Annotated in this window: 14 protein-coding genes; 9 read left to right on the top strand and 5 right to left on the bottom strand. The window is 64.6% G+C overall.

The window, feature by feature from the left end; all coding sequences use genetic code 11:
• Nucleotides 1-62: 62 nt before the first annotated feature.
• From PVE73_RS20355 to PVE73_RS20345, 3 genes are all read left to right on the top strand, one after another.
• Nucleotides 63-1121: a sugar phosphate isomerase/epimerase gene (locus PVE73_RS20355; protein ID WP_277363988.1), complete on the top strand. Its 1059-nt coding sequence runs from the start codon at nucleotides 63-65 to the stop codon at nucleotides 1119-1121.
• 10 nt (nucleotides 1122-1131) lie between these two features.
• On the top strand, nucleotides 1132-2322 hold the full coding sequence (locus tag PVE73_RS20350) for a Gfo/Idh/MocA family oxidoreductase (protein ID WP_277363987.1): 1191 nt from the start codon (nucleotides 1132-1134) through the stop codon (nucleotides 2320-2322).
• Nucleotides 2323-2439: 117 nt separating this feature from the next.
• Nucleotides 2440-3447 carry an aldose epimerase family protein gene (locus PVE73_RS20345; RefSeq protein WP_277363986.1) on the top strand — a complete coding sequence of 336 codons (1008 nt, stop codon included), beginning with the start codon at nucleotides 2440-2442 and terminating at the stop codon, nucleotides 3445-3447.
• Nucleotides 3448-3458: 11 nt separating this feature from the next.
• On the opposite strand, the gene purU is transcribed toward PVE73_RS20345, so the two are convergent.
• From purU to PVE73_RS20320, 5 genes are read right to left on the bottom strand one after another with little or no spacing between them, the layout of a single operon-like run.
• A complete protein-coding gene (gene purU, locus PVE73_RS20340) occupies nucleotides 3459-4319 on the bottom strand; it encodes a formyltetrahydrofolate deformylase (RefSeq protein WP_277363985.1) in 861 nt (286 codons plus the stop codon).
• 60 nt (nucleotides 4320-4379) lie between these two features.
• Nucleotides 4380-5192 carry a 3-methyl-2-oxobutanoate hydroxymethyltransferase gene (locus PVE73_RS20335; protein ID WP_277363984.1) on the bottom strand — a complete coding sequence of 271 codons (813 nt, stop codon included), beginning with the start codon at nucleotides 5190-5192 and terminating at the stop codon, nucleotides 4380-4382.
• A complete protein-coding gene (locus PVE73_RS20330; protein WP_277363983.1) occupies nucleotides 5189-6394 on the bottom strand; it encodes an FAD-dependent oxidoreductase in 1206 nt (401 codons plus the stop codon). Before PVE73_RS20330 ends, PVE73_RS20335 begins: the two co-directional genes overlap by 4 nt.
• Nucleotides 6391-6705: a MocE family 2Fe-2S type ferredoxin gene (locus PVE73_RS20325; protein ID WP_277363982.1), complete on the bottom strand. Its 315-nt coding sequence runs from the start codon at nucleotides 6703-6705 to the stop codon at nucleotides 6391-6393. The genes PVE73_RS20330 and PVE73_RS20325 overlap by 4 nt, the downstream gene beginning before the upstream one ends.
• A 24-nt stretch (nucleotides 6706-6729) precedes the next feature.
• Nucleotides 6730-7815 (bottom strand): fatty acid desaturase family protein, encoded by a 1086-nt coding sequence (locus PVE73_RS20320; protein ID WP_277363981.1) that lies wholly within the window; start codon nucleotides 7813-7815, stop codon nucleotides 6730-6732.
• A gap of 134 nt (nucleotides 7816-7949) precedes the next feature.
• Between PVE73_RS20320 and PVE73_RS20315 the strand changes: the two genes are divergently transcribed.
• From PVE73_RS20315 to iolG, 6 genes are all read left to right on the top strand, one after another.
• Nucleotides 7950-8981: a LacI family DNA-binding transcriptional regulator gene (locus PVE73_RS20315; RefSeq protein ID WP_277363980.1), complete on the top strand. Its 1032-nt coding sequence runs from the start codon at nucleotides 7950-7952 to the stop codon at nucleotides 8979-8981.
• A gap of 128 nt (nucleotides 8982-9109) precedes the next feature.
• Nucleotides 9110-9943 carry a TIM barrel protein gene (locus tag PVE73_RS20310; protein ID WP_277363979.1) on the top strand — a complete coding sequence of 278 codons (834 nt, stop codon included), beginning with the start codon at nucleotides 9110-9112 and terminating at the stop codon, nucleotides 9941-9943.
• Nucleotides 9944-10149: 206 nt separating this feature from the next.
• The gene (locus PVE73_RS20305) at nucleotides 10150-11088 is read left to right on the top strand and encodes a sugar ABC transporter substrate-binding protein (RefSeq protein ID WP_277363978.1); all 939 of its coding nucleotides are present in this window, start codon (nucleotides 10150-10152) and stop codon (nucleotides 11086-11088) included.
• Nucleotides 11089-11239: 151 nt separating this feature from the next.
• The gene (locus tag PVE73_RS20300; RefSeq protein WP_277363977.1) at nucleotides 11240-12256 is read left to right on the top strand and encodes an ABC transporter permease; all 1017 of its coding nucleotides are present in this window, start codon (nucleotides 11240-11242) and stop codon (nucleotides 12254-12256) included.
• A gap of 16 nt (nucleotides 12257-12272) precedes the next feature.
• Nucleotides 12273-13055 (top strand): ATP-binding cassette domain-containing protein, encoded by a 783-nt coding sequence (locus PVE73_RS20295; RefSeq protein WP_277363976.1) that lies wholly within the window; start codon nucleotides 12273-12275, stop codon nucleotides 13053-13055.
• Nucleotides 13056-13098: 43 nt separating this feature from the next.
• Nucleotides 13099-14103, top strand: a complete 1005-nt coding sequence (gene iolG, locus PVE73_RS20290; protein ID WP_277363975.1) for an inositol 2-dehydrogenase — start codon at nucleotides 13099-13101, stop codon at nucleotides 14101-14103.
• The last annotated feature ends 563 nt before the right edge of the window (nucleotides 14104-14666 follow it).

The following is a 14666-nucleotide window of genomic DNA, read 5'->3' as shown; positions in this document are numbered from 1 at the left end:
TACCGGCACCTTCGCCTTCATCCGTCATTCGCGCAAAAAGCGGCAATTGAGGAGACAAGAAGATGGCCAAGACGATGAAGGGTCCCGGGATATTCCTGGCGCAGTTCGCGGGCGATGAAGCACCGTTCGACACCCTGCCGAACATCGCGCGCTGGGCCGCCGGCCACGGCTACAAGGGCATCCAGATCCCCACCTGGGACGGACGCCTGTTCGACCTGAAGAAGGCGTCGGAATCGCAAGCCTATTGCGACGAGGTGAAGGGCATCTGCAAGGATGCCGGCGTGGAGATCACGGAGCTTTCCACCCACCTGATCGGCCAGCTCGTTGCGGTCCACCCGGCCTATGACATGCCCTTCGACGGCTTTGCGCCAGCGAGCGTGCACGGCAACCCGAAGGCAAGGCAGGAATGGGCGGTGCAGAACATGCTCTATGCCGCCAAGGCCTCGCGCAATCTGGGGCTCGATGTGAGCGTATCCTTCTCCGGCGCGCTCGCCTTCCCCTATCTCTATCCGTGGCCGCAGCGGCCGGATGGGCTGATCGACGAGGCCTTCACGGAGCTTGCCCGCCGCTGGAAGCCTATCTTCGATGCCTATGAGGAATCCGGCGTGGACGTCGCGTTCGAACTCCATCCGGGGGAGGACCTCTTCGACGGCGCCACCTTCGAGATGTTCCTGGACAAGGTGGGCGGGCACAAGCGCTGCATGATCAATTATGATCCCTCGCACTTCCTCCTGCAGCAGCTCGATTACCTTGCTTTCATCGACATCTATCACGAGCGCATTTCGGCTTTCCACGTGAAGGATGCCGAGTTCAATCCGGACGGCCGCCAGGGCGTCTATTCGGGCTATCAGCCATGGGTGAAGCGCGCCGGCCGCTTCCGCTCGCTGGGCGACGGCCAGGTGGACTTCACCGGCATCTTCTCCAAGCTCGCCCAATATGATTATGACAGTTGGGCGGTGCTGGAATGGGAGTGCGCGCTGAAGCACCCGGAGCAGGGTGCGGCCGAAGGCGCGCCCTTCATCGAGCATCACATCATCCGCGTCACCGAGAAGGCGTTCGACGATTTCGCCGCCGGCACGACTGACCGCTCGAGCCTGCGCGCCATGCTCGGCATCGCATAAGGAGGGCAAAATGGTTTCCGCATCCGCGACAGCGTCCGCCGCAAGCCCCGTCCGCCTGGGCATGGTGGGCGGCGGGCAGGGCGCCTTCATCGGCGCCGTCCACCGCATGGCCGCCCGTCTCGACGGCCATTATATGCTGGTGGCTGGCGCGCTCTCCTCCGATCCGGAGCGTGCGCGCGCCTCCGCCGCCGAGTTGGGTCTCGACCCCGACCGCTCCTATGCCAGCTTCTACGAGATGGCCGAGAAGGAGGCTGCACGGCCGGACGGGATCGAGGCGGTGAGCATCGTCACCCCCAACCATATGCACTATCCGGCGGCGAAGGCCTTCCTGCAGGCAGGCATCCACGTGATCTGCGACAAGCCGCTGACCTCCAGCCTGGAGGATGCCCGTGGGCTGGTGGAGACGGTGAAGAAAAGCGGCAAGCTCTTCGTGCTCACCCACAACTATTCGGGCTATCCGATGATCCGCCAGGCGCGCCAGATGGTGCAGGAAGGAGCGCTGGGTGACATTATCCTGGCGCAGGCCGAATATCCGCAGGACTGGCTGGCCGAGCCGATCGAGCAGACCGGCCAGAAGCAGGCCTCCTGGCGCACCGACCCCAAGCGTTCCGGCGCTGGCGGGGCGACAGGCGATATCGGCACCCATGCCTACCAGCTCGTCACCTTCGTGACCGGGCTCCATGCCGAAAGCGTGGCGGCCGATCTCGACCGTTTCGTGCCGGGACGGCAGCTTGACGACAATGCGCACGTCATGATGCGCTTCGGCGAGCGCAACGGAAAGCGCGCCAAGGGCATGATCTGGGTGAGCCAGGTGGCGCCCGGCAACGAGAACGGGCTGAAGCTGCGGATCTACGGCACGAAGGGCGGGCTCGAATGGGTGCAGGCCGATCCCAATTATCTCTGGTTCACGCCGCTCGGCGAGCCGAAGCGGCTGCTGACCCGCGGCGGTGCCGGCGCCAGCGCGGCCGCGGCGGCAGTCACGCGCATTCCGAGCGGCCACCCGGAAGGCTATCTCGAAGCCTTCGCCACGCTCTACACGGAGGCGGCCGGCGCGATCCGCGCGCTCCGCTCCGGTGGCGCCGTGCCTGAGGATCTCGTGCTGCCCACCGTGGAGGACGGGCTGGAAGGCATGCGTTTCATACAGGCCTGTGTGAACTCCTCGCAGAACGACGCGGCATGGACACGGCTGGATGCGCTCTGAGCCCGACCAAGCCGGTCCTGTATCTGGACTTTGACGGCAGACCTGAGCAGGCCGCCATATATTGACGGCGGCCTGTTTCTCACTGATTGCTCTTCGGTTCGTAGAGCGGAGGAAAACATGGCGAATGGGCCCAGGAAGATCGCTAGCCACGATGGGCGTGACGTTCTCGAAACGACGCTCACCAGCGAGACGGGCGTTCTTATCTCGGTCATCAACTACGGCGCCATCATTCGTGATTGGAAAGTGCCGGTTGCGGGCAGCCTGCGCAGCGTGGTGCTGGGTTTCGACCGGTTCGAGGATTATCTCGAACACAACTCCTATTTCGGCGCCATAGCCGGCCGCGTCGCCAACCGCATCGCCGGTGCGCGCTTCACGCTCGACGGCAAGGAGTACCGGCTCCAGGCGAATGAAGGAATGAACCAGCTCCATGGCGGTGAAAGAGGCCTGAGCAGGCAGGTCTGGGAGATGGAGATGCTCTCTGGCGATGCCGTTCGCCTGACACTGACAAGCCCTGACGGCGAAATGGGATATCCCGGCCGGCTCGATGTCTCCGTCACCTACCGGCTCGCGGGCAACGCGCTCACCATGGACATCGCCGCCGAGACCGATGCGCCGACCCCTGTCAACATCACCCAGCACAACTACTTCAACCTGATGGGCGAGGGCGACATCCGCAACCACACCCTGTGGCTTGCGGCGAATGCCTATACCGTGCGGGACGCGGATCTCATTCCCACCGGCAGGATCGAACCGGTGGCGGGCTCACATTTCGATTTCCGCAGGCCGCGGCCGCTATGCGACACGCAGGGCGAGCCGATCGCTTACGACAACAATCTCGTGCTCGACACCGGCCGTCACCGTTCCGCGCCGGTGGCCGTTCTCACTGCCCAGGATGAATCGCTGAAACTCATGCTGAAGACCGACCAGCCTGGCCTCCAGCTCTATACGGGCAGCAAGCTCAATCTCTCCGTGCCCGGGCTCGGCGGGCGGCACTATCCGCGCTTCGGCGGGCTATGCCTGGAAGACCAGAACTTCCCCGATGCGATCAACCAGCCGCATTTCCCCTCCTGCGTCGTCATGCCCGGGCAGCCCTACAGCCACTGGTGCGAGATCGAGATCGGGTGAGGGTAGATCCCTCACCCCTTGGAGAACACCACGGTCTTGAGTCCGTTGAGCATCACGCGGCTTTCAAGATGCAGCTTGACGGCCCGCGCAAGCACCCGGCTTTCGATATCACGGCCCGCCGCCACGAAATCGTCGGCGCTCATCGCGTGGCTGACGCGCTCCGTCTCCTGCTCGATGATCGGCCCCTCGTCGAGGTCCGGCGTCACATAATGTGCCGTGGCGCCGATGAGCTTCACGCCGCGCTCATGCGCCTGATGATAGGGCTTGGCGCCCTTGAAGCTCGGCAGGAACGAGTGATGGATATTGATGACCTTGCCGTAGAGCCGCTTTGAAAGCTGGTCCGACAGCACCTGCATGTAGCGCGCCAGGATGACGAGGTCGGCGCCGGTCTCGCGAAAGAGCGCCAGCAGCTTTTCCTCCTGCTCGGCCTTGTTCTCCCTCGTGACCGGCCAGCAGTGGTAGGGGATACCCTCGGCTTCCGCCGTCTTCCGCGAATCCTCGTGGTTCGAAACGATGGCGGCGACTTCCGCATCGAGCCAGCCGACGCGGATCTGGTAGAGGAGGTGGAGCAGCGCGTGGTCGAACTTCGAGACCATGATGATGATCTTGGGCCGGCGCGAACGGTCCGCGAGCGCGGTCTTCATGTCGAAGCGGGCGACGGCCGGCTCCAGCGCGCGGGTGATGGCGTCACGGTCGACCTCGTCGGGTACGGCAAAGGAGATCCGCATGAAGAAGCGGTTGGTCTGCCGGTCCCAGAACTGGTTGGACTCCGCGATGTTGGCGCCGAGCGCGGCGAGCTCCGTCGTCACCGCGGCAACGATCCCCGGCCGGTCCTCGCAGGAAAGATTGATGTCGAAGGTCTTCTCGGTCATGGTCGGTTTCCAGCTGTCCTCGGGCCACCATCGGGGTGAATGCATCCAACAGGCCAGAGTTCATACAGCCTGCTGATCGTCAAGCCAATGGCGGAACTGCGAAAGCAGCTGTTCGCCCGCGGCTACGCCGTGGCGGGCTTCCGGATAGGCTCCCCTGCGGACATCTTCGGCAAATTCGCGATACGCGCCGATGCGTTCCTCCTGGAGACGGGCATACTCGGCAGCGAAGTTGCGATAGGTCTTGGCGTGGCGCGGTATATGGCCGGTGTTCGCCCCCAACACGTCCTCCGAAAAGAGATATTGCGCGTCGCAGCCCGCGCCAGAGCCCATGGAGATCATGAAGAGGGACGTGCGGCGGGATATCTCGGTCGCGATCCCCTCCGGAACCACCTCGATCTCCGCCGCGAAGGCGCCGGCCTCCTCCAGTTTCCTCACCTGCCGCCAGACGAGCTGGGCCGTCTCCAGCGTCTTGCCGACAGCCCTGAAGCCGCCGGTCCATGTGGCCTTGGCGGGGATAAGCCCTGCATGGCCGCAGACGGGAATACCCTCGTCCGCCAGCCGGCGGATGGTGTGAAGGCTCGCCGAGCAGTAGACCGCGTCCGCGCCGGCCTTGTAGAGCCCGAAGGCCCAGCGGACGAAATCCTCCGTGGTGCCGATCTCGAAGAAATCGGCGCCGGGAATGGCGAACACCGAAGGGGCGGCATCACGGAAGGCGGGTTTGAGCATTAGGTGGGGCGGAACGGAGACCATGTGGATGCCTGCGCGCTCGGCGGCCTCTGCTTCCTCCAGTGTCTCCACGCGCAGCATGGCAAGCTGCCGCTTGCCCCTGAGTTCCAGGAGATCCGCCACCGTCATCCTGCCCGTCTTCTTCATGCCGTTGCCACTCCCTTGAGCACCGCCTTCAGATTGACCGCCGGATCACTGAGTTCCTCGGGGCGCGGTCGCAGACCCCTTTCGATCATCATCTCAGCCAGCCTGATGTCCTTTGCCACGGCATTGCCCGGCCCGATCCCGCTCGCGGAGACGAGCCTGCCGGTTTCATCGATCTGAAAGAGGATGAAGGTGCGGTCACCGACATTACGGCGGATGGCGGGCAGCATCGGCCTCGGCAGACCCGCCACCTGGAGCGTGAGATCATATTGATCCGACCAGAACCATGGCACACGGGCGTAGGGCGCCGTTTCCCCCAGCATCGCGCGGGCGGCATGCGCACCCTGATCCTGCGCTGCGCGCCAGCTCTCGAGGCGCACCAGCGATCCATCATAGGGAAAGGAGCAGCAGTCGCCGGCGGCGAAAATGTCGGGATCGCCGGTTGCGAACCGCTCGTCGACGATGATGCCGTCGGCCGTTGCAAGCCCTGCCGACGCCGCAAGCCGCGTCTCCGGCTCCGCGCCCACCCCGGCCACGACGAGATCGCCCTCCATGAGCCGGCCATCGGCGAGGCGCACCGTCCTTTCGGTCACGCTGGCGACCGGCACGCCCAGGATGGCTTCCACGCCCTCCGCCTGGTGCCGCTCCGCCACGGCGGCTGCGATCTCCGCTGGCATGATACGCGCCATCATGCGATCCGCCGCCTCGATCACGATCACCTCCGCGCCGATCCTGCGCGCGGTGGCGGCAAGCTCCAGGCCGATGAAGCCGCCGCCGATGACGGTGAGCCGGATGCCGGGCTGCAGCAAGCCGAGGATGGCGTGAGCATCGTCTACACTGCGCAAGGTGAGGGCCGCTTCCATCCCCGGAAAGCGGCGTGCGCGGGCGCCGGTCGCGATCAGGAGCTTGTCATAGGCAAGCTGCTCCCCATCAGACAGGCGCACGGTTCTTGTCGCGCGGTCGATGTTTTCGGCCTGTCGCCCGCGCAGAAGCTCGATGCCGGACTCGGCAAAGCGCGATTCCTCGGCGATCGGCTTCGCGCAGACCGGGCTGTTCTTGGAAAGGGGCGGGCGCTCATAGGGCAGATGCGGCTCCTCACCCACCAGGACGATGCCGCCGTCGAAACTTGCTTCGCGAAGGGTGAAAGCCGCACGCACGCCACACTCGCCCGCGCCGATGATGACGATGTCGCCTGCGGTCGTCATTCGACGGCGATAAGGACCCGGCCGTCCTCAACCTTGACCGGATAGGTCTTCAGATTGACGCAGGCCGGCGCGCCCTTGGCCTCGCCGGTGCGGTAGTCGAAGCGGCCATTGTGCTTGGGGCATTCGATGATGTGGTCCATCACCAGACCGTCGGCCAGATGCACATGCTCGTGCGTGCAAAGCCCGTCCGTTGCGTAGAACTCGTCGTCCGGGCTGCGGTAGATGGCGAAAGTCCGGCCGCTGTGATCGAAGCGGATCAGGTCCTCTTCCTCCACGTCGTCAACGGCGCATGCGTCCACCCATTGGGGCATGGAAACCTCCCTGGAATCCCTGTTCTATTCCGCCGCCGCCGCGACCGGCGCGGCCAGGTCGTGAAACTCGGCGCGGTATGGCTTGGCCGTCGACGGCAGTTCGCGCTTGAGGAAGTAGTCCTCGTAACGGAGCTGCCGCAGGAACGCCGGGACCATCTCTCGGTAGCCATCGAGAATGGACCGGTTCGGCGCCGGCAGGTCGTGCTTGATCATCTCGTGCAGCCTCGGCAGCGCGTGATAAGGCACCATCGGAAACATGTGATGCTCCACATGGTAGTTCATGTTCCAGTAAATGAAGCGGCTGACGGGGTTCATATAGACCGTCCGGCTGTTGAGCCGGTGGTCGGTCACGTTGTCGGCCAGCCCGCCATGCTGCAGCAGGCCCGTCATCACATGGTGCCAGGCACCGTAGAGGCGCGGGCCTCCGATCAGCAGTAACGGCAGGACCGAGCCCATATAGATCGCAGCGGCGGTGGTGGCGGCATAGATCGCCACCCAGATGCGGGCGACACGCACGACTTTCGGCTGCTCCTGCTCGGGAATAAAGGTCTTCTCCTCGGCGCTGAGGACGCCGGCGGCATTGCGGGCCATGTCGATGATCGCGTGCCAGACGTCGATGATGCCGAAAAAATTGAGCACCAGGCGCGTGAGGTCCGGCGGCCGCATCACTGCGATCTCGGGGTCCCGCCCGACGATGATCGTGTCCGTGTGGTGCCGAGCGTGGCTCCACCGCCAGGTCACCGGATTGCGCATCATCATGAAGGAGGCGACCTGGTAGACGGCGTCGTTCATCCAGCGTGTCTTGAACGCGGTGCCGTGGCCGCACTCGTGCCAGCGCGAATCTCCCGCTGATCCGTAGAGGACGCCATAGGCGAGGAAGAAGGGGATGGACCAGGCGGACGGCCACAGCCAAACGGCGGCGCCGGCGAGCACCACCATCGCGCCCAGCCAGATGGCGGTGTCCCGGATGGCAGGCCCGTCACTGCGCTGCATCAGTGCCTTCATCTCCTTGCGGGAGATGTCCGTGTGGTACCATTCGGCCGAGGCGAGGCCGGTTTCCACCGCGCGCCGTGCGTCGGGTCCGACCAGGCTGTAGTCGCGCTTGCCCATACGTCTCCTCCTGCGATTGCGCGGGAGTTTATGTCGTGGCGTGAGCGATGCTCAAGCGGGATGCAATTTTTTCTATCATTCCATATCAGAATATGATTTGAAGATATGAAAGTATTCTCTCAAGGAGGGGTCGGATGGGCAGGCGACCGACCATCGCCGATCTGGCGCGAAAAGCGGGCGTGAGCGTCGCCACCGTCGATCGCGTGCTGAACGGCCGTCATCCCGTGCGCGAGGAGACCGCGCGGCGCGTCTACCAGGCGGCGAGCGAGATCGGCTACCATGCGGCTGCCCTGATCCACCAGCGCATCACCGCCGACCTGCCGAAGATGGATTTGGCCTTCCTTCTGCAGAAGGAGGGGCAGCCCTTCTATCAGGCCTTCGCCAAGGCCATCAGGGAAGCGGCGGACGCGACCGCCGGCGTGCGCGTGCGCGCCGAGATCGAATTCGTGAAGACGCAATCTCCCGCTGAGGTGGCGGAGCGGCTTCAGTCGCTTGCTCGCAGGGCGCAGGCCGTCGCCGCCACCAGCCTCGACCACCACATGGTGACCCAGGTGGTTCAGGATCTGAAGGTCGAGGGCAAGCCGGTCTTCTCCCTGCTCTCCGATTTCGCCCAAGGCGTGCGCGAAAGCTATCTCGGCCTCAACAATTTGAAAGTAGGGCGCACCGCCGCCTGGCTCATCTCGCGCACGGCACCGCGCCCCGGCAAGGTAGCGATTTTCGTGGGCAGCCACCGCTGGCACGGGCACGAATTGCGGGAAACCGGCTTCCGCAGCTATTTCCGCGAATATGCGCCACGGTTCGAGATCCTGGAGACCCTGGTCAACCTCGAGACGCGGCAGGTCACCCACGAGGCGACGCTGAACCTGCTCGACCGGCATCCCGACATCGCCGGCTTCTATGTGGCGGGAGGCGGCATGGAAGGCGCGATCACCGCCCTCAGGGAGGAACGGCCCGTTCCTCTGCCTTCGGTCGTGGTCAACGAACTGACTCCCGATTCCAGCGCGGCACTGCAGGACCACATCATCACGGCTACCATCGTCACGCCGCTGCCCTCCCTCTGCCGCGCCCTCATCGACCTCATGGTCGGCACCGTCCGGGCGGGGCCGTCCGAGACCCCGGGCCAACTCTTTCTGCCTCTCTCGCTCCATGTGCCGGAGAGCCTTTAGCTTGATGGGACATGAGAGGTCGGTTGAACGAATCTATCAACAATGATGGATTTCCTCGCAGGAACGCGTTGACCGGCCTCGGCCCCCTGTCCATCCTCTTCCGGTTCGATCATCAAATGGAGTGGGCCATGACGGCAGTCGCCCCGGAATTCGCGCTCAACCACATGTGCGCGCCCGGCTTGTCTGTTTCCGAGTTTTTCGATCTCGCCCGCGCGCTCGGCGTTTCCGGGGTGGAGATCCGCAACGATCTCGCCGGCAACGCGATCGCGGATGGCACGCCGCCTGCGGCGAGCGCACGCGCGGCCGGCGAACGCGGCCTGCGCATCCTCTCCATTAACGCTCTGCAGCGTTTCAACGATTGGAACGCGGCGCGGGAGGAGGAAGCGCGCGCGCTGATCGCCTATGCGCGCGATTGCGGCGCAGAAGCCCTCGTGCTCGTGCCAACCAATGACGGCTCCGGCCGCGCCAACGGCGAACGCCAGGCAAACCTGCGCATCGCGCTGAAGGGCCTGCGCCCCATCCTGGAGCAAGCGGGTATCCTGGGCCTGGTCGAGCCGCTCGGGTTCGAGACCTGCTCGCTGCGTCTTAAATCCGAAGCCGTGGAGGCGATCGAGGCGCTGGACATGAAGGGCACCTTCAGGGTCGTTCACGATACCTTCCACCATTGCCTGGCCGGCGAGGCGAGCCTCTACCCGCAACACACCGGTCTCGTGCACATCTCCGGCGTCACGGAGGCCGCGATGGGCATTGCCGAAATGCGGGACGCGCACCGGGTGCTGGTGGACGAACAGGACCGGCTCGACAACATCGGTCAGATTGCAGCCCTTCTGGAGGCAGGCTATTGCGGGCCGCTTTCCTTCGAGCCCTTCTCCGAGACCGTCCACCGCCTGCCCGATATCGGCTCGGCGCTGGCGCGCAGCATGGCGTACATCACCGAACGCAGCCGCCGCCACGCGGCATGAACGAGGAAATGGAATAGCCTTGACGACGCGGAAGAAAATGGAATAGATATTTCATATTGGACTTTGAATGGTGGCTGCATTCCATTTTGGAGTGACGCCATATGGGGCGATCGGGAGCGGCGCCGGCAGGTCCAACGAATTCCCTAGCGGGATTTCCGGTCAAAAAAGGGTGCAGCCGGACACCCACCCTGTGGAGGAGCAATCGGATGAAAAAGCTTGTTCTGGGCGCAGCCCTTTCGGTGCTGATGTCGACGTCGGCATTCGCGCAGACCGTCGGCGTCACCATGTCGGAGCTCGACAACTTCCTGACCGTTCTGCGCAACGGCATCGCCGACTACGCCAAGGAGCAGGGCGTCGAAGTGCAGATCGAGGTGGCGGAGAAGGACCCCAACCGGCAGCTGAGCCAGATCCAGAACTTCATTGCCTCGGGCGTGGATGCGATCATCGTCAACCCGGTCGACACCGACGCCACCGCCGCCCAGTCGCAGTTGGCAGCGGAAGCGGGCATCCCGCTGGTCTATGTCAATCGCATGCCGTCCAATCTCGACAGCCTGCCCGAAAACCAGACCTTCGTCGGCTCGAACGAGGTCGATTCCGGCACGCTCGAGACCAAGGAGGTCTGCCGGCTGTTGAAGGAGCAGGGCAAGGGCGACGGCGCCGATATCGTCGTGCTCATGGGCCAGCTCAACAATCAGGCCGCCCGCCAGCGCACGCAGGACATCCACGACGTGATCGCCACGGAGGAATGCTCCTTCATGAACATCGTCGAGGAGCAGACCGCCAACTGGTATCGCACCGAGGCAACCGATCTCATGAACAACTGGCTGTCGGCTGGCGTGGAGTTCGACGCGGTCATCTCCAACAATGACGAGATGGCGCTGGGCGCCATCCAGGCCATGAAGGCCGCCGGCATGTCCATGGACGAGGTGATCGTCGGCGGCGTGGACGCCACCGCCGATGCGCTCGCGGCCATGAAGGCGGGCGATCTCGACGTCACCGTGTTCCAGAACGCCGCGGCGCAGGGGAGCGGGGCCGTGGACGCGGCGCTGAAACTCGCCGAGGGCGAAAAGCTCGGCAACGCCGTCTGGGTGCCCTTCGAACTCGTGACGCCGGAGAACATCGACCAGTATATGGGCCAGAACTGACCTGGCGGTTCGGCGGGGCGCCTGCCGCCCCGTCTCCTCGGCTCGCGAGCAGAGAAAGTCCCGCGCTTCGCCGGATGCGGTGCGGGGGAGAGCGATGTCGCCCGGGGACAGGCTTGCCCCGGCAGGAACGGACGTGCTCTGGGAGGCATGAATGACGACGACAACGACGACCACCATGGCGGGGGAAACCAGGCGCCGGGCGCTCCCGCCCGAGTTCAACGTGTTCATCGGCCTCGTCATCATCGCGGCCGTCTTCGAACTGCTCGGCTGGTTCGTGCGCGGCGACAGTTTTCTGTTCAACCTGCAGCGCATCAACATCATCATCCTGCAGGTCTCGGTCGTCGGCATCATCGCCATCGGCGTCACGCAGGTGATCATCACCGGCGGCATCGACCTTTCGTCGGGCTCGGTGCTGGCGATGACGGCCTTCATCGCCATGAGCTTCGCGCAGGTTTCCTCCAACACCCGCGCCGTCTACCCTTCGCTTACCGATCTTCCGGTCGTCGTGCCGGTGGCGATCGGCCTGGGCGTCGGGCTCCTGGCCGGGCTCACGAACGGCTTGCTGATAGCCCTGACAAAGATACCGCCTTTCATCGCCACGCTCGGCATGATGGTGACGGCGCGCGGCATCGCCAATTGGTATACGCGCGGCCAGCCCGTCTCCTTCCCGACGGAAAGCTATGCGGCGATCGGCCAAGGCATGATGCCGGTCTTCATCTTCATCGGCGTGGCCATCCTCTTCCACGTGCTCCTCAACTACACGCTCTATGGCCGACGCACCTATGCCATCGGCTCCAACGAGCAGGCCGCCCGCGTCTCCGGCATCAATGTCGAGCGGCACCTGATGCTGGTCTATGCCATTGCGGGCGGTCTTGCCGGGCTTGCCGGCATCGTGCTGTCCGCCCGCGGCCAGACGGCGCAGGGCGGCATGGGCTTCATGTATGAATTGCAGGCCATCGCCATGACGGTCATCGGCGGCACGTCGCTCACCGGCGGTCGCGGCTCCATCATCGGCACCACGCTCGGCATGGTCATTTTCGGCCTGATCATCTCCGGCTTCACCTTTATCCGGGTGAGCGCCTATTATCAGGAGATCATCATGGGCATCATCATCGTCACCGCCGTCGTGCTGGACGTCTATCGCCAGCGCGCCCGCGGCCGGCTCTGAAGGCGAGGAGGAGGCAATGGCAGCGAGCGAGAAGATCATCCTGCGCACCGAAGGGCTGACCAAGCGCTATGGCGGCGTGCATGCGCTGGAGGACGCGAATTTCGAGCTGCGCGAGGGAGAGCACATCGCCATCGTCGGCGACAATGGTGCCGGAAAATCCACCTTCGTGCGCCAGATCACCGGCGTGGAGCAGCCTTCCGCCGGCAGGGTCTTCTTCGACGGCCACGAGGTGCATTTCAGGAGCCCGATCGAGGCGCGCGACGCCGGCATCGAGACGGTGTTCCAGAACCTGGCGCTGGCCGACGATCTCGACGTGCCGGCCAATCTCTTCCTCGGGCGCGAGGAGATCCTCTTCAATCTCGGTCCCTTCAGCTTCCTGAACGAGCGAAAGATGCTGGAGCGCACCCAGGAGGCGCTGCGGGCCACGGGCGTGAAGATCCCCGATCTGCGCAACAAGATCCAGAACATGTCCGGCGGCCAGCGCCAGTGCGTGGCGATCTCGCGCTCGGCGAGCTTCGCCTCCAAGCTCATCATCATGGACGAGCCGACCGCCGCACTTGGCGTGCAGGAGACCGCGCAGGTGGAAAACATCATCCGGGGTCTGAAGGAACGCGGCGTGCCGCTGATCCTCGTCAGCCACAATCTGCGCCAGGTCTTCGACCTCGTGGACCGCATCTGGGTCTTCCGCCGGGGCCGCATCGTCGGCGCGGTCGACCGTGACAAGACCGACGGCAACGAGATCGTCTCGCTGATCACCGGCGTGAAAACGGGGATGGAAGGCGAGGCGGCATTCGTGTGATATCCGCCGCCATACCAAAGAACCTGCTCTCAACGAGGCAAGCATGACAATACACTTCGGCCTTCTCGGCGCCGGGCGCATCGGCAAGGTCCACGCCAGGGCGATCACCTCCAACCCCGACGCGAAGCTTGTCGCCGTGGCCGACGCCGTCGAGGCCGCGGCCACCGATATCGCCGGTAAATATGGCTGTGAGGTCCGCACGATCGACGAGATCGAGAAGGCCGGCGATATCGACGCCGTGGTGATCTGCACGCCCACCGACACCCACGCCGATCTCATCGAGCGCTTCGCGCGCGCCGGCAAGGCGATCTTCTGCGAGAAGCCCATCGACCTGGATCTGTCCCGCGTGAGATCCTGCCTGAAGGTGGTGCGGGACACGGGCGCCGCGTTGATGGTGGGCTTCAATCGCCGCTTCGATCCGCATTTCGCCGCCGTGCGTGCGGCGATCGACGAGGGCAGGATCGGCGACGTGGAGATGGTGCAGATCATCTCGCGCGATCCGGGCGCGCCGCCGGTGAGCTACATCCGCTCCTCGGGCGGCATCCTGCGCGACATGACGATCCACGACTTCGACATGGCGCGGTACCTGTTGGGCGAGGAGCCGGACACGGTGTTTGCCACGGCTTCCGTGCTGGTCGATCCCGAGATCGGCGCTGCCGGCGACCACGACAGCGTGTCGGTGGTGCTGACCACATCCTCCGGCAAGCACTGCTCCATCTCCAACTCGCGCCGCGCCACCTATGGCTACGATCAACGCATCGAGGTGCATGGCTCCAAGGGCGCGGTTTCGGCAGAAAACCAGCGGCCGGTCTCGATCGAGATCGCCAATGCCGAAGGCTATACGAAGCCGCCGCTGCACGATTTCTTCATGACGCGCTACACGGAAGCCTACGCCGCCGAGATCGCCGCTTTCATCGCAGCACTCGCCGGCGGCAAGCCCGCGATGCCTTCGGGCGAGGACGGGCTCAAGGCGCTGGCTCTCGCCGAGGCTGCCTACCGCTCGATCGCCGACGGCAGGGCGGTGAAGGTGGCGGAGGTGCTGGGTTAGGGCGCTAAGGTGCGGTGGGGGTGACTATCCTTGGTGCTTCGCCCGACAGCCGGGAAAGTAGAGCCGTGCCTCACCGTCGCCACGCCCGCTTTCGCGTCTGGCCATTGATTGGTTTGGGAAGCGGGGCGCACCGTTCACGCCACAAAATTAAAAAAGGCGCTCCCAACGCGCCCCGCCGGAGTCTGTCCCGACCTCGGCCGATCACTCGGACCCTTCTCCTTCCCGGCTGCACCCAATGAAGGGGGTGGTCTCTGCCGGGCCGAAGGAGAACCCTAGCGGCTTCTCCGCGGTTTCCGCGATGCCGTCTCTCACCCAGCATCCGTTTTTCCGGAAACGGCGTCTCACACCCACCGCCCCGGCACCGCCGGCCTGTCGCGGGCCCTCGGATCCCCGGGTTCCGATCCTGGGGAGGGAGGTTTCCGCCGCTCTCCCGAACACCCGGTGCGCATCCGGTTCCCGCGAGAGCGATGGGGAAAGAATAAACCGGGCGGAGGAAGTGGGGAGAAAAAGGCTAACAGAAAAACAGAGCATGGCAGGTAAATAGCTGTTTTTGCATCGAAATA

This window comes from Chelativorans sp. AA-79, from assembly GCF_029457495.1.
GTDB lineage: Bacteria > Pseudomonadota > Alphaproteobacteria > Rhizobiales > Rhizobiaceae > Chelativorans.
This window is presented reverse-complemented; position numbering and strand designations above follow the sequence as displayed.

Coding starts and splice junctions, on each gene's coding strand:
- PVE73_RS20355 (WP_277363988.1), top strand. CDS start 63: ATGGCCAAGACGATGAAGGGTCCCGGGATATTCCTGGCGCAGTTCGCG.
- PVE73_RS20350 (WP_277363987.1), top strand. CDS start 1,132: ATGGTTTCCGCATCCGCGACAGCGTCCGCCGCAAGCCCCGTCCGCCTG.
- PVE73_RS20345 (WP_277363986.1), top strand. CDS start 2,440: ATGGCGAATGGGCCCAGGAAGATCGCTAGCCACGATGGGCGTGACGTT.
- purU (WP_277363985.1), bottom strand. CDS start 4,319: ATGACCGAGAAGACCTTCGACATCAATCTTTCCTGCGAGGACCGGCCG.
- PVE73_RS20335 (WP_277363984.1), bottom strand. CDS start 5,192: ATGAAGAAGACGGGCAGGATGACGGTGGCGGATCTCCTGGAACTCAGG.
- PVE73_RS20330 (WP_277363983.1), bottom strand. CDS start 6,394: ATGACGACCGCAGGCGACATCGTCATCATCGGCGCGGGCGAGTGTGGC.
- PVE73_RS20325 (WP_277363982.1), bottom strand. CDS start 6,705: ATGCCCCAATGGGTGGACGCATGCGCCGTTGACGACGTGGAGGAAGAG.
- PVE73_RS20320 (WP_277363981.1), bottom strand. CDS start 7,815: ATGGGCAAGCGCGACTACAGCCTGGTCGGACCCGACGCACGGCGCGCG.
- PVE73_RS20315 (WP_277363980.1), top strand. CDS start 7,950: ATGGGCAGGCGACCGACCATCGCCGATCTGGCGCGAAAAGCGGGCGTG.
- PVE73_RS20310 (WP_277363979.1), top strand. CDS start 9,110: ATGACGGCAGTCGCCCCGGAATTCGCGCTCAACCACATGTGCGCGCCC.
- PVE73_RS20305 (WP_277363978.1), top strand. CDS start 10,150: ATGAAAAAGCTTGTTCTGGGCGCAGCCCTTTCGGTGCTGATGTCGACG.
- PVE73_RS20300 (WP_277363977.1), top strand. CDS start 11,240: ATGACGACGACAACGACGACCACCATGGCGGGGGAAACCAGGCGCCGG.
- PVE73_RS20295 (WP_277363976.1), top strand. CDS start 12,273: ATGGCAGCGAGCGAGAAGATCATCCTGCGCACCGAAGGGCTGACCAAG.
- iolG (WP_277363975.1), top strand. CDS start 13,099: ATGACAATACACTTCGGCCTTCTCGGCGCCGGGCGCATCGGCAAGGTC.